General features: G+C 51.2%; 16 protein-coding genes and 2 pseudogenes. 12 read left to right on the top strand and 6 right to left on the bottom strand.

What is annotated here, in order from left to right; translation table 11 throughout:
* Window positions 1-23 precede the first annotated feature (23 nt).
* The 9 genes and pseudogenes from AC5JLP_RS27045 to AC5JLP_RS27085 all read left to right on the top strand — a co-directional run bounded on the left by AC5JLP_RS27045 (window position 24) and on the right by AC5JLP_RS27085 (window position 9098).
* Window positions 24-890, top strand: coding sequence for an SDR family oxidoreductase (locus AC5JLP_RS27045; RefSeq protein ID WP_496070946.1), 867 nt, complete (start codon window positions 24-26; stop codon window positions 888-890).
* Window positions 891-1029: 139 nt separating this feature from the next.
* On the top strand, window positions 1030-1995 hold the full coding sequence (locus AC5JLP_RS27050) for a quinone oxidoreductase family protein (RefSeq protein ID WP_496070947.1): 966 nt from the start codon (window positions 1030-1032) through the stop codon (window positions 1993-1995).
* A gap of 269 nt (window positions 1996-2264) precedes the next feature.
* Window positions 2265-2786, top strand: coding sequence for a (2Fe-2S)-binding protein (locus tag AC5JLP_RS27055; RefSeq protein WP_496070948.1), 522 nt, complete (start codon window positions 2265-2267; stop codon window positions 2784-2786).
* Window positions 2783-3763: an FAD binding domain-containing protein gene (locus AC5JLP_RS27060; protein WP_496070949.1), complete on the top strand. Its 981-nt coding sequence runs from the start codon at window positions 2783-2785 to the stop codon at window positions 3761-3763. The genes AC5JLP_RS27055 and AC5JLP_RS27060 overlap by 4 nt, the downstream gene beginning before the upstream one ends.
* A 4-nt stretch (window positions 3764-3767) precedes the next feature.
* On the top strand, window positions 3768-6044 hold the full coding sequence (locus AC5JLP_RS27065) for a xanthine dehydrogenase family protein molybdopterin-binding subunit (RefSeq protein ID WP_496070950.1): 2277 nt from the start codon (window positions 3768-3770) through the stop codon (window positions 6042-6044).
* A gap of 20 nt (window positions 6045-6064) precedes the next feature.
* A complete protein-coding gene (locus AC5JLP_RS27070; RefSeq protein ID WP_496070951.1) occupies window positions 6065-7192 on the top strand; it encodes an XdhC family protein in 1128 nt (375 codons plus the stop codon).
* A gap of 286 nt (window positions 7193-7478) precedes the next feature.
* Window positions 7479-7724 (top strand): YbhB/YbcL family Raf kinase inhibitor-like protein, encoded by a 246-nt coding sequence (locus tag AC5JLP_RS27075; RefSeq protein ID WP_496070961.1) that lies wholly within the window; start codon window positions 7479-7481, stop codon window positions 7722-7724.
* Window positions 7715-7888, top strand: a pseudogene (locus tag AC5JLP_RS27080) (YbhB/YbcL family Raf kinase inhibitor-like protein); the annotation flags it as partial. The gene AC5JLP_RS27075 and the pseudogene AC5JLP_RS27080, both read left to right, overlap by 10 nt.
* A gap of 163 nt (window positions 7889-8051) precedes the next feature.
* Complete coding sequence (locus AC5JLP_RS27085; protein ID WP_496070952.1) at window positions 8052-9098, top strand: aldo/keto reductase; 1047 nt, start codon at window positions 8052-8054, stop codon at window positions 9096-9098.
* A gap of 500 nt (window positions 9099-9598) precedes the next feature.
* Here AC5JLP_RS27085 and AC5JLP_RS27090 read toward each other — a convergent pair whose 3' ends face one another.
* The 5 genes and pseudogenes from AC5JLP_RS27090 to hisG form a co-directional block, all read right to left on the bottom strand.
* The gene (locus tag AC5JLP_RS27090) at window positions 9599-10303 is read right to left on the bottom strand and encodes a CADD family putative folate metabolism protein (protein WP_496070953.1); all 705 of its coding nucleotides are present in this window, start codon (window positions 10301-10303) and stop codon (window positions 9599-9601) included.
* Between the two features lie 44 nt (window positions 10304-10347).
* Complete coding sequence (locus tag AC5JLP_RS27095) at window positions 10348-10473, bottom strand: hypothetical protein (RefSeq protein ID WP_496070954.1); 126 nt, start codon at window positions 10471-10473, stop codon at window positions 10348-10350.
* Window positions 10474-10479: 6 nt separating this feature from the next.
* The gene (locus AC5JLP_RS27100; RefSeq protein ID WP_496070955.1) at window positions 10480-10791 is read right to left on the bottom strand and encodes a hypothetical protein; all 312 of its coding nucleotides are present in this window, start codon (window positions 10789-10791) and stop codon (window positions 10480-10482) included.
* A pseudogene (locus AC5JLP_RS27105) lies at window positions 10775-10963 on the bottom strand (BrnT family toxin); the annotation flags it as partial. The pseudogene AC5JLP_RS27105 and the gene AC5JLP_RS27100, both read right to left, overlap by 17 nt.
* Window positions 10964-11100: 137 nt before the next feature.
* Window positions 11101-11745 carry an ATP phosphoribosyltransferase gene (gene hisG / locus AC5JLP_RS27110; protein ID WP_496070956.1) on the bottom strand — a complete coding sequence of 215 codons (645 nt, stop codon included), beginning with the start codon at window positions 11743-11745 and terminating at the stop codon, window positions 11101-11103.
* Window positions 11746-11965: 220 nt separating this feature from the next.
* On the opposite strand from hisG, the gene rppA reads away from it, so the two are divergent.
* A complete protein-coding gene (rppA, locus tag AC5JLP_RS27115) occupies window positions 11966-12655 on the top strand; it encodes a two-component system response regulator RppA (RefSeq protein WP_496070957.1) in 690 nt (229 codons plus the stop codon).
* Between the two features lie 190 nt (window positions 12656-12845).
* On the opposite strand, the gene AC5JLP_RS27120 is transcribed toward rppA, so the two are convergent.
* Window positions 12846-13358 (bottom strand): hypothetical protein, encoded by a 513-nt coding sequence (locus AC5JLP_RS27120; protein WP_496070958.1) that lies wholly within the window; start codon window positions 13356-13358, stop codon window positions 12846-12848.
* A 417-nt stretch (window positions 13359-13775) separates the two neighbouring features.
* On the opposite strand from AC5JLP_RS27120, the gene AC5JLP_RS27125 reads away from it, so the two are divergent.
* Complete coding sequence (locus tag AC5JLP_RS27125; RefSeq protein ID WP_496070959.1) at window positions 13776-13934, top strand: hypothetical protein; 159 nt, start codon at window positions 13776-13778, stop codon at window positions 13932-13934.
* A gap of 325 nt (window positions 13935-14259) precedes the next feature.
* Window positions 14260-16332: an alkaline phosphatase family protein gene (locus AC5JLP_RS27130; protein WP_496070960.1), complete on the top strand. Its 2073-nt coding sequence runs from the start codon at window positions 14260-14262 to the stop codon at window positions 16330-16332.
* Window positions 16333-16398: the final 66 nt, after the last annotated feature.

Consider the following 16398-nt stretch of genomic DNA (forward strand, 5'->3'; position numbering starts at 1 on the left):
CTGTTCTGATTGAGGAGAAAACGATGAAAACCTTGGTTGTAGGAGCAACTGGAAACCACGCTCATTTTGTCGTGCCTGAATTGAAGCAGCGGGGTGCTACAGTTCGGGCACTGGTGCGGGACGAAAGTAAGATCGACGCGGCGAAACAGCAGGGGGCCGATGAGACGGCGATCGGCGACCTGAGTGATCCAGCCAGTCTTCATGCTGCTGCTAATGGGGTAGATGGTGTCTTTCACATCAATCCCGCCTTTGCTCCTAATGAGGCAGACCTGGGCATGGCGATGGTCAAAGCGGCTAAAGCGTCGGGTGTGCGGAAATTTGTGTTTTCTGGAGTCTATCACCCGTCGATCTCTAAGTTGAGCAACCATGCTGCCAAACGTCCAGTCGAAGAGGCAATCTACGAATCGGGCATGGAGTTTACTGTGCTGCAACCCGCGATGTTTATGCAGACTTTTGCGGCTAGCTGGCAGGCTGTGATCAAGCAAGGACGCTTATCGCTGCCCTACAACAAGCTGGCAAAGGCGTGCTACGTAGACTACCGCGATGTGGCAGAGGTAGCAGCGATGGCGTTAACAGGTGATGAGTTGAGCTACGGGACGTTTGAGTTGTGCGCTCCGGGCATGATCAATCGCGTAGAACTTGCAGCGCTGATCAGCGAGATACTCAAACGCCCGATCGAGGCCGGTGAACCGTCCTTTGACGAGTGGGTGCAAGCTGCACATATACCGGAAGGAGCCACTCGTGAGAGCTTTCGGATGATGTACGAAGACTATGACCAATATGGGTTCTCTGGTGGCAATGCGATCGTGCTGCGAACCCTGCTCGGACGGGAACCGCGATCGCTACAGCAGTACGTTCAGGAACTTGCAAATAGTAAAGCGGCTTCATAATGCCGTTCTATCAGCGTTAAAAGTGCAAATAGTGTGGTCGGCTATTCCTCAGATCCTACCGTTTTTGGGCTTATATCGTCGTCAAACGGAACAATTTTTGCCCTTTAGAAGATTGAAGCAATTACAGGAGAACCGACTCATGCAAAACACTCCCCAACAAATGAAAGCAATGGCGGTTGACGCGTTCGGTGGGCCTGACAAGCTGACGTTGCACACCTTACCCATACCTACGGTGGATGCAGGCGAAGTTTTGATTCGTGTTGAGGTTGCTGGAGGTAACATCTGGGATGCGCTGGAGCGCGAAGGCACGCTGATTTATAACGAAGCTCACTTTCCGCGCGTGCTGGGCAGCGACTGTGCAGGTACGATCGTTGCCATTGGCGATGGTGTCGAGCGGTTGGCGGTTGGCGATCGTGTTTACGCCCAAAGCTTTATGAACAACAAGGGCGGTAGCTACGCGCAATACGTCGTCGTCTCCGAAAAGACGGTCGCCCCGATACCCGCTAATCTCGATATGCTGATGGCAGGCGGACTACCGTGTGCTGGTGGGACGGCGCTCAGAAATTTGGAGGCGCTAGAGACGGGCAACGAAACCAAATTGATGCTGTGGGGCGCGAGCGGTAGCGTCGGTCACGTTGCACTGCAACTCGCCAAGCGCATGGGCGCGAGTGTGTTCGCGATCGCATCGGGTGCTGATGGCGTGGCGTTGGCTCAGCAGTTGGGTGCCGATGAAGCGGTAGACGGACACAGCGACGACATTATGCAACGCGCTCGTGCCTTTGCACCCGATGGTTTCGATACCGCGCTGGTGCTAGTGGGCGGCGACTCCGTTCAGTCTACCCTGAGTCTGGTGCGTCAGGGCGGGATCATCTCCTTTCCTAACGGCGTGATGCCTGAACCCAAAGCGCCTGACGGGGTGGAACTCAAGCAGGCAGATGGCTTTGCCGATCCGATGTTATTAGATGAACTTAACCGACTGGTGAGCATCAATGAGTTTCAAGTTCACATCGCGCAGACGTTTTCGCTTGAAGAAGCCGCACAAGCGCAGGAAGCAATGAAACAGCATTATTTGGGCAAAATTGTGTTGCGCGTTAGCGGCGAATAGACACTGATTGAATGTTCAGCTTTTGCAACCACTCTACTCTCAATAAACCCTGTGCCCGAATGTTAGCAGTGATTGAGTATGCAAGCACCTACTGCACTGTTTTTGTTTTGCGACAGTGTCGATCGCGCTCGATATACTTTGCCAGGGCATAATTTTTTGTTTTTAAGCGGGGTGCAGGGGTGGAACCCCTGGCTGGGAGCGAAGCCCCCACTTCCCTCTAAACCAAAACCTATGGGCTGACGCAGTATAAACCGATAAGGAGTTAAAAAATGAATGAAACAATCGCAGTCACTCTAAAAATTAACGGCACGGTTCACAACGTGCAGATCGAGCCGCGCGTTAGTTTGCTCGATGCCCTACGCGACGTTGTCGGTTTGACTGGCACAAAAAAGGGTTGCAATCAGGGTGCCTGCGGAGCTTGCACGGTACTGGTTGACGGAATGCGGATCAATTCGTGTCTCGCGATCACCGTTCAGTACGCAGGTAAGCAAATCACCACGATCGAAGGCTTGGCGCACGCCAGCGAACTGCATCCGTTACAAGCTGCGTTCGTTGAACACGACGGGTTTCAGTGCGGCTACTGCACGCCTGGACAGATTTGTTCGGCAATCGGCATGCTCAGAGAATTTCAGAACAATCTACCAAGCGCGGTTTCGCCCGACATGAGCGGCACATATGAGTTTTCCGACGAGGAAATCAGAGAACGGATGAGCGGAAATTTGTGTCGCTGCGGCGCATACGTCGGCATTACGGAAGCGATTCACACGGCATTTGATGAGGCAGCACGATGAAAAATTTTACGTATCAAAAAGCTGAAAGCGTGGACGCAGCGGTCAACTTAATCGGTCAAAACGCGGGTGCGAAATTTTTGGGCGGCGGTACGAATCTGGTTGATTTGATGCGCGAAAACATCGAGCGATTAAACACGCTGGTGGATGTGACGCATCTACCAGCCAACATTGAAGAAACCGCCGACGGTGCAATTAGAATCGGTGCGGCGATGAAAAACACCGCGCTTGCCAATCACGAGTTGATCCGTGAGAAATTTCCGGTTCTCTCCCAAGCCATTCTCTTCGGTGCGTCAGGACAAATCAGAAACATGGCGACTGTCGGCGGCAATGTGTTGCAGCGGACGCGCTGCTATTATTTTTATGACGATACGGCGCGGTGCAACAAACGCGAACCCGGCGCGGGCTGTGACGCGATCGACGGTTTCAATCGCATTCATGCCGTTTTGGGTACGTCTGATGCCTGTATTGCCACGCACCCGTCGGATATGTGCGTGGCGCTGGCTGCACTTGACGCGCGGGTTTTGGTTCAGGGCGCAAACGGCAACCGCGCCATCGCGTTCAATGATTTTCATCGTCTTCCCGAAAACACGCCCCACATTGAGACCGAATTGCAGAACGGCGAATTGATTACGGCGATCGAAATTCCGCCAACCGATTTTGCCAAAAATTCGCTGTATCGAAAAGTGCGCGATCGAGCCAGTTATGCCTTCGCAGTGGTCAGCGTCGCGGCAGCTTTGGACGTTGAAAATAGTGCCATCAAGAACGTGCGAATCGCGCTGGGTGGTGTGGCGCATAAACCCTGGCGGGCGTTTGCGGCAGAAAGAGTGTTGCAAGGTTTGCCCGCAACCGAAGCGAATTTTCAGCGCGGGGCGGAAGCAGAATTAGAAACCGCGAGGGGATTCGCTCACAATCGTTTCAAAATTGAATTGACGAAACGGATGATGGTTAACGTGCTGAAGGAACTGGTGGAGGAATAAACCGATGAGCAAGATGCAGAAAATGATGGAAACCGTCATGCTGTATATGCCTGACGCAGCACCGGATCCGCTATCTCAAAGTCAGCGCGGTCACATTGGAAAACCTTTGAGCCGCGTGGACGGGCCATTGAAAGTCAAAGGCGAAGCTCTCTTTTCGGCGGAGTATCCCGTTGAAAATCCGGCTTATGCCGCGATCGTGTATAGTTCGATTGCCAAGGGAAAAATTACGAAAATTGACGGATCGAGTGCCGAAAAAGCGAGTGGCGTTTTAGCAATCATCACGCACGAAAATGCGCCAAACGTCAAAAATCCGCCAGTGTTTATGTCGGGTGGTGTAGCAGCAAGCGATCTGCCGATATTACAGGACGCAACTGTGCATTGGAACGGTCAGCCAATCGCCGTCATCGTTGCTGAAACGCAGGATCAGGCGGAAGCAGCCGCCCAACTCGTTCAAGTCGAATATGAAACGGCAGCAGCAGACGTTTCGTTTGATACTTTAAAACAGATTGCCACACCGCCCGCAAATATTCTTGGTGAGCCGTCTGAACTCAAAAGCGGCGACGCGGAAACCGCGATCGAGGCAGCAGAGTTTAAGGTTAACAATCTTTATCGCACGCCGCGCTACAACCACAATGCGATCGAGCCGCATGCGACTGTTGCCGTCTGGCATGATGATCAACGGTTAACTGTTTTCGACAGTACGCAATCGATTCACAACTTAAGCCATACGCTCGCCGAGATGTTCGGCATGGAGCCCGAAGCCGTACGGGTCATCGCGCCGTTTGTCGGCGGCGGTTTCGGCGGCAAAGGCACGATGTGGTGGAATACGCCACTTTGCGCAATGGCGGCGAAAGTTGTCAGTCGTCCGGTGAAGCTATCTGTTTCACGGGAAGGTATTTTTCGCCTTGTCGGCGGGCGCACACCGTCTGAACAGCGCGTTGCGCTCGGCGCAGGCAAAGACGGAAAACTCACGGCGCTGATTCACAGCGGCATCACTGCCACAACGACCCACAACAATTTTCCCGAACAGTTCACCTTTCCGGCGCGACATCTTTACGCGGCGGAAAATTTTTACATTGGACAGAAAGTCGTCAATCTTGACACCGTAGCGAACACGTTTATGCGTGCGCCGGGTGAATCAATTGGCACGTTCGCGTTGGAGTCGGCGATCGACGAACTTGCTGATGTGCTAAACATTGATCCGATCGAACTCCGACGCATTAACGAACCAGCCCAAGACCCGACCAGAAACACGGAATTTTCGATGCGAAACTTGACGGAAGCCTACCGGCGTGGGGCAGAGAAATTCGGTTGGCAGCACCAGGCACCCCGTTCCCAACGCGACGGTAAATGGCTCGTCGGGCAGGGTGTGGCAACGGCTTATTATCCGTATTACCGTTTCGTTTCGACCGCTCGTGTGCGAATTTCTGCCGATGGCACGGCAGTCGTTCAAACTTCGGCGCAGGAGATGGGGATGGGAACGGCGACGGTGCAGATTCAACACGCGGCGGAGCGGTTAGGGTTGCCGATTGATTGCGTGTCATTTGCATACGGCGATTCAAACTTACCGCCCGCACCGCTTGCTGGCGGCTCGAATCAAACTTCCAGTAACGTGGCGGCGATCGCCGCGACGATCGAAAAGGCGTTGCGGGAACTGCTCGCGATCGCCGGAGACGATTCACCACTCGCGGGTCTAAACTATGAAGACATTGAGGTACACGATGCCGGAATCTTCAGTCGGGCAAACCCGTTAAAAGGCGAAACTTACGCATCAATTTTGCAAAGAGTTGGTCAGGAATCCGTTGAGGCGGAGGCAACATCGGACAAACCTTCGGAGATGCAAGACTATTCGATGGGTTCATATGGCGCACAGTTCTGTGAAGTCCGCGTCAATCCTGAGTCCGGGGAAGTCCGCGTTTCACGCTGGTTGGGGTCATTCGACTGTGGCAAAATTCTGAATCCGAAAACGGCGACCAGTCAGTTTCGCGGCGGTATCACGATGGGCATCGGCATGGCTCTCACCGAAGAGACATTATTTGACGAGCGAACGGGGCGAATCATGAACGCTTCACTCGCCGAATATCACGTTCCGGTGCATCTGGATGTGCCGCCGATCGAAATTATTTACAACGACATTCCCGACGAACACGCTCCATCAGGCGTACACGGTATTGGCGAAATTGGCATCACGGGCGTGGCAGCCGCGATCGCCAATGCGGTGTTTAACGCAACCGGCAAACGCATTCGTGACCTGCCAATTACGTTGGATAAATTGCTCTAACCTTCACGGTTTGCCTGATTATGAACGATCTACAAGCGATTTTAGAAGCGTTTCAAGTTACCCGCCAGCGCGGCGAACCCGCGTTTTTGGTTACGGTTGTTCAAACTCAAGGCTCCACCTATCGCCGTCCCGGTGCCCGGATGCTGATTACAGCCTCAGACGAAACAATCGGTATGGTGAGTGGGGGTTGCCTAGAGCAAGACATTCTGGAGCACACGCGGCAGATGTCAGGGGGTGAAGCGATCGTGGTTACCTATGACAGCACAACTGAAGATGAGGATATTCTCTGGGGCTTCGGACTGGGCTGCAACGGTGTTGTACAAGTTTTGGTCGAATCTTTGCTGCCTGATGCTTGCAATCCACTCACCGTCTTAGCAGACTGCTGGCGCGATCGCGCTCCTGCTGTGTTAGCCAGTATCTTTCAAGCTGAAGCCTCCCTCTCAGAAACCTCCGTCAAGCAGGGGGCTTGTCTCGCCTTGACACCCGACAAACTGATCGTGTTTGATCAACACCACGCTGATTTCATCACCAAAATCGCGGCGGATGCTCAAGCCGTTCTGCATTGGCAGCAGTCCACCCTCAAATCCTACGATCTGGCAACGGGAACCGTGCAGGTTTTCCTGGAGTTTGTTCCCTCTCCGACTGTCCTGATGATTTTTGGAGCGGGTCAGGATGCTATTCCAGTGGCTCAGATGGCAAAATCTCTCGGCTGGCAAATCACTGTCGCCGACTGCCGTGCCAATCTAGCCAGTTACGATCGCTTTGCTGTAGCAGATCAGGTAGTTTTAACGCGACGGGAAAGGCTACCGCAACTTTATCCGCTTACCGATCAGTTGAGTGCAGCAGTTGTGATGACACACAACTATCTCGATGATCTAGAAGTGTTAAGAACAGTACTACCCACTGCTGTCCCTTATGTCGGCATCTTAGGACCGAAACGGCGAACCGAACGACTCTTGCAGGAGCTACAAACTACAGAAACCTATAGCAACACTCAGCTAGCAAAACTCCACGCGCCGATCGGGCTCGACATCGGTGCAGAGACACCAGCTGCGATCGCTGTCTCAATCGTGGCGGAGATTCAAGCCGTTTTAGCCCACCGAACCAGTGGATTTTTGAAACATAGCGCTATGCCAATTCATCAATAATATTTTCCTTTTCCTGGAGTAACGAAAGAGAGCTAAGTTGTCAAAGATAGATTGATTTGCCGTGCCTTTAAAGCCATAGCTGCGATCGAATCATGCGAGATGAGAATCAAAGCCCTCCCTTGCTCTGTAAACTGCTGAAGCACTTGCAGCATCAACGCTAAGGATTGCGGATTAAATAGCTTCAACAAGTGAGGTTTTCGTAGGGGGCGCACGGCTGTGTGCCCGCACCTAAGATCACACTTTAATTAAGCCTCAGCCCTAAGAGTGGGGATCTTGTCCGACTGTAATTTCGTCGAGTAAGCAGACTTGTGGCTGTCTAGCTAACACGGCTTTTAGCGCCAGCCGTCGTAAAAATATTTCCTTTCCATTAATCTGGAGTGGGCTGCCAGTGGAAGCTCAACAATTGGCGTTAATTTGCCACAGTACAGACGCGCCTCTTCCTCGCGGGTTCACGCACTGGTCAGTCTACGGCATCCCACCTACAATGAATAGCTTGCTGAAGCAGATGGCAGTCAGCTTACAGAAGGTATGAACAATATGGATCAGCCCGAATATGCAGGACTAGCACCATCAAAATGGCACGGACTTCACCATTACTATTTCTGGCTGTATGCACTGGATCAAGAACTTGATCTCAAACCCGGTTTGAATCGTGAGCAACTCCTCGACTCGATCGCACATCATGTCATCGAATAGGCGAAACTCGTTGGAATTTATGAGCGTTGCTCTGTATTCAGGAACACCTCTCTATCGGAAAGAAACATTCAAATTCACTTAAAATCCTTCAATCTGTAGCTAGATGTCTATGGCTCAAGTAACCGCTCACACTTACAGCAGTAGAATTCCAAAACAGTAGTCGATGAATATTAACAGGCGCAATTTATTGAAGGTTGCTTCAGCCACAGGGATGGCAGCGATCGGAGTGGCAGCGACAGAAGGATACTCAATGTTTTCTCAACCAACTGCCCAAGCTCAAACTCGACTAACTTCATCCCAAACAAGAGACAATATGCTCTATCGGACGTTGGGACGCACTGGAGAAAAAGTCTCCATCATTGGTTTAGGCGGATACCACATCGGCAAGATCAAAGAAGAACAAGAGAGTATTCGATTAATTCGTAGTGCGATTGATCGCGGCATTAATTTCATGGATAACTCTTGGGATTATCATAACGGACGTAGCCATCGCTGGATGGGTGCAGCCCTCAAGGGTGGCTATCGACAAAAAGTTTTCCTGATGACAAAGCTTGATGGTCGCACCAAAGCCGCAGCAAAGCAGCAAATCGATGAGGCACTGAAAGATTTGCAGGTGGATCACATCGACCTGGTGCAACATCATGAAATTCTCCGCTACGAAGACCCAGATCGCGTCTTTGCTCCAGGTGGCTCGATGGAAGCAGTAGTTGAGGCTCAGAAGGCAGGTAAAATTCGCTATGTCGGGTTTACAGGACACAAACATCCTCAAATTCATTTGCGAATGCTGGAGGCCGCAGCACAGCAAGGTTTTCAGTTTGATACGGTGCAAATGCCTCTAAATGTAATGGATGCCCATTTCAGAAGCTTTGAGCACCAAGTCTTGCCAGTCCTTGTGAAACAGCAAATTGGGGTACTGGGAATGAAATCGATCGGGGAGGCGTACATCCTTCGTAGTAACACGGTCAGCGCGATCGAATGCTTGCACTACACAATGAATTTGCCAACCTCTGTTGTAATAACAGGCATCGACAGTATGGAGATTCTCGATCAAGCGTTTGAAGCTGTTCGGACATTTCAGCCGATGACTCAAACTCAAGTTGCTGCCCTTCTCAGTCGTACTCGTACAGCGGCGGAACAAGGACTGTATGAACGGTACAAAACAACAACCCAAAATGATTCAACTGCCCAGAATCCAGCCTGGTTAGGCTAAATCTATGCATTTGCTTCCAGAGTACCAGTAGTCATGGAAAGACAGGTAGTCTTAAACAAGCAAGGATGCATGATAGTCGTAGACAAAGTACCACATTGCACCAACATGATTTTCTAACTGCTTGGCAACGATGAAGTCTTGCTCACACATCGGAATCCTCGCTGACGTAAGGTGCAATTAAAGTGCTCAAGCTAGCTGGTTTGACCACTTTCCTTGCCGACATTCTGCTGCCGCTTGCCTTAGCCTTAAAGCTCGAAACTCCGACTTTAGAACACAGAACGTCAAACTCGGAACACGGAACGCCGACCTCTCATACCAATTTGAATTGAAAATGCGACACATCCTGTAGGGGCAAGGCATTGCCTTGCCCCTACCCACCGATTGATCTGTAGCTGTCATTCTTTAAATCGGTATCACCCTGAAACGCCACAGTTTCTAGATAGCAATCGGGTTTCTCCGAGAAACTTTCTCCAAGAAACCCGACTGCTTGTAAGGGCAATTTACGCTGCCGCAGGTGCAGGCATAATGTCCTGGCAGTAGGTTTCGTACACGCCATCCAGAAATTGCCAGAGTGCGTCTGCCGCTTTTTCAGCCACCGTAAGCACTTCGGCTTGTTTCTCAGGGGTAGCGGCGTATTGCTCAATGAGTTTCTGTGAGGTTGCTGTATGCCACACATCTGCCTGCTGATGCACGGTGAAGAAGTGGTAGTCTTCTGGGTTAGTCATGCCGTAGAACTGCTTCAGCCCATCCACCTTAACGGCTGCAATGTCAGGAATTTGCGATTCATACGCATACAGTGCGGCTAACCCAGCATAGAACGGTGAGTTCAGGCAAAGGTGGCGAAAGGTATCAACAAGATTAGTCGTGGTTGCCAAGGCGATGGGTGCGGCTAGCTCAGCTTCCGTTGCGCCCAGTGCTTCTGCAAAGCGCTTCCAGAGGGCAGGGTGGTTGGTTTCACCCCGTTCTTCTTCGATCAGGTTTTCGAGAATTTCTTGCCGTACACCGATCGCATTCTCCACATGCAGCGTGTTGAAATGCACCGCGCTCAAATAGGTTGGAAACGCCAGTACATTCTGAAAATACTGGATCGCATAGTGCTTCAGATGAGTACGGGTGAGCTTCCCTTCTGTCCAGGCAATGTAGAAGGGGTGAGTTAAGAGATGCTTGCGATCGACAATCGCGTTCAAGTCTTCGTGCAATGCCATATAGCCTTCACCAGATGAAACTTTATGACAGGAGTTTACCTCACTCAGCCGCCATTTTGAGCCAACCAAATACCTGATTCGCCGTAAGCTCCAGTGGTAATCCATTTCGGTACGGACAGACGATCGCTCCCTTGTAAAAGCTTTGGTTGCTGATTGGGTTGAAACGTCATGATGAACTATTTCACTTCCAAACGAATTTCTTGCAAAATTTGGGCGACTTCAGTTTCTGAATGGTGATGCCGTGCCAGCACTTTTGCGGTCGAGTCCAGCACTTGATTTGCAAACAATTGGCTCAAGTCTTGGCGCAGACACTTGCCAATATAGAGCTTCAGTAACGCATCTAAAGATATGTCTCGCTGATCTGCCACTTTCTGGAGCGATGCTAACGTGTCTTTAGGAATCTGTATCGAAACCGTTTCAGATTCTCGTGGACGAACTGTTAACTCCAGGGTCTCTTCCCGCTCTTGGTCTTCATTGAGATTGCTCATATAACCTCCGCTCAGTGCGGGTAGTAAGACGGGCTGCTATCATTCTAATGCTTGCACCACGCTCAATGTGAACAACGAGAAGTAAACGCTCTGCGATAGAGTACCCGATGACAAATCCTCTTTCTTCTCGACTTGCTGAAGCATCACCAATCACGTGGAATGGATCGAGAAAGACCTCTGCTGCTTACTCAAAGGTTACTCCGTGCTTTTCGATATTGCTACGAGCTTTGTTCTCATCCCATTCAAACTCTAGCACCTCTAACCGATAGCCAATTTGCATATCTCGGCTCTTTCACTGCTCTAGCTGGTCTAAGCTACAATCGTCAACTGCGATCGCACCTTTTCAACCCACTCATTTACATCATCCGTGTTGAGGCGATAGCTCAGGGGGTGAGCGATTAACCGGGCAGTGGTTTCAAACAGGATATCGGTTTCGATTAAGCCGTTTTCGCGGAGGGTGGTGCCAGTGGCGACGAGATCAACGATCGCTTCTGACATCCCAGTGATAGGACCCAACTCCACCGAACCGTAGAGCGGCACAATCTCTACAGGCAAATCCAGACTATCAAAATACTCGCGAGCGCAGTGGACAAACTTGGATGCGACGCGTCCATAAAGAGGCAGTTCCAGTGCCGATCGATAAGGGCTAGTCTGCTTTACAGCCACCGACATGCGGCATTTGCCAAAGCCCAAATCTGCTAGATGCGCGACGGGTGGGCACTTCTCACGCAGCACATCGTAGCCAATAATACCCAGTTGCGCTTGCCCATATTCCACATAGACTGGCACATCATAATTGCGTACCAGCAAGGCTTTCGCCGTCCCGGTTGGGTCAGTAATTTGCAGCAAGCGATTGGATGAGTCGAGAAACGCGCTAAAGTCCAGCCCGACAGACTTTAGCAGTCGGATGCTGTCGGAGAGAAGTGCGCCTTTGGGCAGTGCAACGGTAATCATAAAAAGCGTTCAACGGTCAGCAGTCAGCACGATAATAATAGCTGAAAGCTGAAAGCAGATGCTTAGGCGCAATGATGGCAGACTCAATCATTCATGAAACGTGTGCAGTGACATAGTTAGTCAACGGTCAGTGTCAAACTAAAAGCTAACTGCTGACCGCTAAAAGCTGACCGCTGAAAGCTAAACCAAAGTAAGTTCACCAATCAAACGAGATCGCTCTATGCGAATTCTTTTAGTAGATGACGAAGCGGAAATGGCAGATCCGTTAAGCCTTTTGTTAACACGTGAAGGCTATACGGTGGATGTGGCGTATGATGGCGATCGCGGCAATCAGCTAGCGCAACAGTCACACTACGATCTGTTGATTTTGGATTGGATGATGCCTCGTTATTCTGGACTGGAGATTTGCCAGCAGGTGCGATCGCGCGGTGACACCACACCCGTTCTGTTTCTCACGGCGAAGGATACGGTAGACGATCGGGTGCAGGGGTTAGATGCTGGCGCGGATGATTACATGATCAAACCGTTTGAACTACGAGAACTGCTGGCGAGAGTGCGCGCCTTGTTACGTCGTCCTCCGACGCTGGAACCTGTTACGCCTATCCAACGGTTGCGCGTGGATGATCTGGAACTCGACCTCAGCAATCAGCTTGCCTATCGACAGGGACGGGCGATCGAGCTTTCCGAAAAGGAAACGCAACTGCTGGAATATTTGATGCGGCATCCTAACCAAATTCTGACTCACGAGCAAATGCATCAGTACCTCTGGGGAGACACCGAAAAACCAACCAGCAATGCTCTGGCAGCTCAGGTGCGGCTACTGCGCCGTAAAATTGAGGCCGAAGGTGACCCCCCATTAATTAACACGGTGTATGGGAAGGGATACCGCTTTGGCTTTCCGACAGAATAGGGGCAGGGCATTGCTATGTCCTAACCCAATGATTCTTCCGTCTTGATGGTTGTTGTGCTCGATCAGTGCGATCGGCGCTTGACGAAGCTAGGGGCTGTCATCAATGACTCATACACATAAAGTGTAGCAAGGGTTTCAGCCCCTAGCCTGGTTTATAAGGACGGGCGCGTTAAGGCTGAGACCTCAAGGTTTAATCCCTTGCGCCATCTGCTTCTGGAATCGCCAACGGGTTGGGTGTACTTGAAGGATTGGGTACAGTTGGAGAGCTACTTGGTGAGGCGATCGGCGACGGTTGCACATTTGTAGAACGACCGGGCACGCCTGTCAACGAGCCAGCCGATGGTTGGGGGGTGGGTCTGGTTGGGATTGCTTGAGGTGGTTGGCTGGTGGGCGATCGCGATGAAGGAACTGTCTGAGGGCTAGACGTAGACGTTGGCGTTGTCTCGTCATCATCGTCATCAGGATCTGGTCGTGCCGTCGATCGTGGCACAAGACGGGAAGGCGCTGGATTAAGCGGTTTTTTACCACACAACTGACGAAGATCTCTGACCTGTCCATTCTCTAGCTGGATGTAACACACGGGCACAGAGGTATTGGGCAGAGCCTCACGGGTATTTTGTGGCGGAAGCTGACTGATGCGATCGGGCAATGACTGACCATGCACCATGACAGCCGTGAGTGGAATCGCGACTGCAATCAGCATGATGCGAGAGGAGAACCTGCATGGCATATGCACACCAAAAGGGAAGGAGCTGGTTGACTGACAAATCTTTCCGCAGTTACTTGTCCTGCCCGGTACTGAACGTGCGGACTAAGAGAACGAAGTCCCCTCAAGAACGTCCTCAAGCAATGGAGTGGTTAGCATGGCGCTGAAACGGTTCAAATGTCGATCGCTGGTGGCCTTTCTATTCCCGGCTTTGCTATGTCCGGTGCTTTAAACATGTCTTGTCATGCTAACAGGGAAACGATTAACAGCAGCGCGGGTTATTCAGCGATCGCATGCTTTTTGCGCGTTCATCTCCTCAATAGGGCTGCGCTTGCATCAGCCGTGTCGCCGCTACTTCCCTGGCAAGAAAGGCTTTACGCAAGGTTAACTAGGGCTTATTAGTGTGTTAACTAAATGGCTGATACTCTGACCAAGTGTGTATTCATTCACCTGGTCGAGGCGATGATGGTCGATTCACCACAGCGTGATGCTACCCGGTTTGTTGCGTTAGCAGTCAGCATTCTGGCTATAGTCATTTGCTTGGTCTATGGCAACTGTTGGATGCTTGCTTAGTGTATATGTGGGCAAGTGTTAGTAGGGGCGATCGCGCTTCGGTCTACAACGCTGTCACTACAAGGCATCTGATTAAAAGCATCCACCTGGCTAATGTTTACTGAGACAACGTTCACTGATTTAACGGCTGGCATGGCTGCGAGTAGAGATTAAAAACAATCAGGATGAGGGCACATTGTTTCGATCCATCCTGCCACTCAGTAAAGCTCCTATTTTCACCTGTCATTCTGCGCAAGATGAGCTTTTGCGCTTTTTTGCCTTGGGGCAATATGTCTCTTCAACGCACATCGATCACTTCAATTTCCCATTTGTGAGAACCTAATCTATGAGAAGACGACGTTTGCATCTTCCGCGCTGGAGCTTTGCTGCTCTGGCGATTCTCATTGTTGCTGCCATGAGCGCTTTTAGTGCCACATCAACCGTCTCCCAAACGCCTCAGCGTAACGCCATCATTTTTATTGCAGATGGGTTACGCCCCAGTTCGGTCAATGAAAAAGATGCCCCAACGCTTTTGAGCGTCCGCCAAGAAGGGGTTCATTTTATAAACAGTCATTCGCTCTTTCCCACATTTACGACTGCAAATGCATCTGCGATCGCCACGGGGCATTATCTGGGAGATACAGGCGATTTCAGTAACACCATTTTTTCAGACTTTCCTGTACCCAATAGTGCAGGCACCATTACGCCCTTCCTCGAAAATGATGCGGTGCTGGCTGATGTGAACGATCGCTTCAACCAAAACTATTTGAATGAGGAAACGCTTCTAGCGCTGGCACGAAAAGCAGGCTACAGCACGGCGGCGATCGGTAAACTGGGGCCAGTTGCCATTCAAGATGTCACCCAGGTGAATCGAGTCAATGGCGTGGTGCCCATTCCCCAAACGGTGATTGTGGATGACTCAACAGGCAAAACAGGCGGTATTCCGCTACCGACTGATGTTACCGCCGTGCTGACGAGCGATGCCTACTTCACCAATACTTACGTACCGACCTACACAGCAGCATCGACGATCGCCCCGGCGCGGACAAACGGTGCGCCTGCCTGCACGTCGCCTGGTGTACCAGCACAATGTCGCGACAGTAACGGCTTTTCGGGCAATAACACGACTCCAGGTACCGACCAGCCCAATACCTTTCAGCAAAAGTATTTTGTGGATGTGCTGACCAGAGCCGTTTTACCGACGTTTAAAAATCGCGGCAAGCCGTTTGTGGCTGTGTACTGGTCACGTGACCCCGATGGTACGCAGCATAATCAGGGAGACAGCCTGGGCAGCCTTTTGCCCGGCATCAATGGCCCCACCGCAAGAGCCGCCGTTAAGAACGCCGATGCAAACTTGAAGCAAATTCTCGAAACGCTCAAGCAATTGAGACTGGATCAAACAACGGATGTGGTGATCACTGCCGATCATGGGTTTTCGACGATTAGCAAATCTGTTGTGAGCCGATCGGGTACGTTCACCAAAAGCTATGCTGCTACGCAAACGTATAGCGGTGTGAACACAGGCTTTCTACCAGTCGGCTTTGTGGCGATCGACCTTGCTCACTTCTTGAACTTACCGCTGTATGATGCCGACACGCCGATCGTGCCTCTTGATAGCACGGGCAATGTCACCTATGCGACAGTGAAGCCCGGTGAACCTGTAACGCCGACCCAGTTGCAATTTCCTAGAAACGGTGATGGGGTCATTGGCGGTGGTGGACAGGTGATCAATGGCAAAACAGATGCTAGTGTGGTCGTGGCTGCGAACGGTGGGTCTGACCTCATCTACCTGCCAAGTGGAAATCCCACTCAAGCAAATGGCAAAACCCTGATTGAAAATTTGGTGGATTTCTTGTCCAGCCAAGATTACATCAGCGGTATTTTTGCCGATGACACATTTGGTAACATCCCTGGTGCCTTGCCGTTGAGCGCCATTAACCTGAAGGGAACTGCGCTCACGCCGACTCCAGCACTGGCGATTAACTTTAGAACCTTCTCAGTAAGTCTGGCGAATCCACTCAAAACGGGTGTAGAAATTGCCGATTCGGGGTTGCAACAGGGGCAGGGAATGCATGGGAGCTTTAGCCGTTCTGATACTTATAACAACATGGCTGCGATCGGCCCTGACTTTAAGAGCCACTTTACAGACTTGTTGCCTGTCAGCAATGTGGATCTACCGCTGACGATCGCTAAAATCCTTAACCTGACCGTGCCCAGTACAAGTACACTTCAGGGACGTGTACTGTCAGAAGCCCTGGCTGGCGGTTCCAATAAGCGCCCAGACGGCGTCAAAACGGTACGGTCTGCGAAAAATCCTGTCAGCAACCAGGAAACGATTCTGAACTATCAAGTCGTTGATAAAACTCGCTACTTTGATGCGGCGGGCTTTCATGGTCGCACCGTTGGACTGATTGATTAGGTCGATCGCCAATTGTGTAACCCACATTCCGCACTTCCAACTGGCACAAAAGGATTAAACCCCCTC

This window comes from Stenomitos rutilans (genome assembly GCF_059505485.1).

What these genes read in the sequence shown, in the direction of transcription:
- AC5JLP_RS27120 (WP_496070958.1), bottom strand. Translation starts at nt 13,358, where the DNA reads ATGCTGATTGCAGTCGCGATTCCACTCACGGCTGTCATGGTGCATGGT.
- rppA (WP_496070957.1), top strand. Translation starts at nt 11,966, where the DNA reads ATGCGAATTCTTTTAGTAGATGACGAAGCGGAAATGGCAGATCCGTTA.
- AC5JLP_RS27130 (WP_496070960.1), top strand. Translation starts at nt 14,260, where the DNA reads ATGAGAAGACGACGTTTGCATCTTCCGCGCTGGAGCTTTGCTGCTCTG.
- hisG (WP_496070956.1), bottom strand. Translation starts at nt 11,745, where the DNA reads ATGATTACCGTTGCACTGCCCAAAGGCGCACTTCTCTCCGACAGCATC.
- AC5JLP_RS27060 (WP_496070949.1), top strand. Translation starts at nt 2,783, where the DNA reads ATGAAAAATTTTACGTATCAAAAAGCTGAAAGCGTGGACGCAGCGGTC.
- AC5JLP_RS27085 (WP_496070952.1), top strand. Translation starts at nt 8,052, where the DNA reads ATGAATATTAACAGGCGCAATTTATTGAAGGTTGCTTCAGCCACAGGG.
- AC5JLP_RS27045 (WP_496070946.1), top strand. Translation starts at nt 24, where the DNA reads ATGAAAACCTTGGTTGTAGGAGCAACTGGAAACCACGCTCATTTTGTC.
- AC5JLP_RS27070 (WP_496070951.1), top strand. Translation starts at nt 6,065, where the DNA reads ATGAACGATCTACAAGCGATTTTAGAAGCGTTTCAAGTTACCCGCCAG.
- AC5JLP_RS27125 (WP_496070959.1), top strand. Translation starts at nt 13,776, where the DNA reads ATGGCTGATACTCTGACCAAGTGTGTATTCATTCACCTGGTCGAGGCG.
- AC5JLP_RS27090 (WP_496070953.1), bottom strand. Translation starts at nt 10,303, where the DNA reads ATGGCATTGCACGAAGACTTGAACGCGATTGTCGATCGCAAGCATCTC.
- AC5JLP_RS27100 (WP_496070955.1), bottom strand. Translation starts at nt 10,791, where the DNA reads ATGAGCAATCTCAATGAAGACCAAGAGCGGGAAGAGACCCTGGAGTTA.
- AC5JLP_RS27095 (WP_496070954.1), bottom strand. Translation starts at nt 10,473, where the DNA reads ATGACGTTTCAACCCAATCAGCAACCAAAGCTTTTACAAGGGAGCGAT.
- AC5JLP_RS27055 (WP_496070948.1), top strand. Translation starts at nt 2,265, where the DNA reads ATGAATGAAACAATCGCAGTCACTCTAAAAATTAACGGCACGGTTCAC.
- AC5JLP_RS27065 (WP_496070950.1), top strand. Translation starts at nt 3,768, where the DNA reads ATGAGCAAGATGCAGAAAATGATGGAAACCGTCATGCTGTATATGCCT.
- AC5JLP_RS27050 (WP_496070947.1), top strand. Translation starts at nt 1,030, where the DNA reads ATGCAAAACACTCCCCAACAAATGAAAGCAATGGCGGTTGACGCGTTC.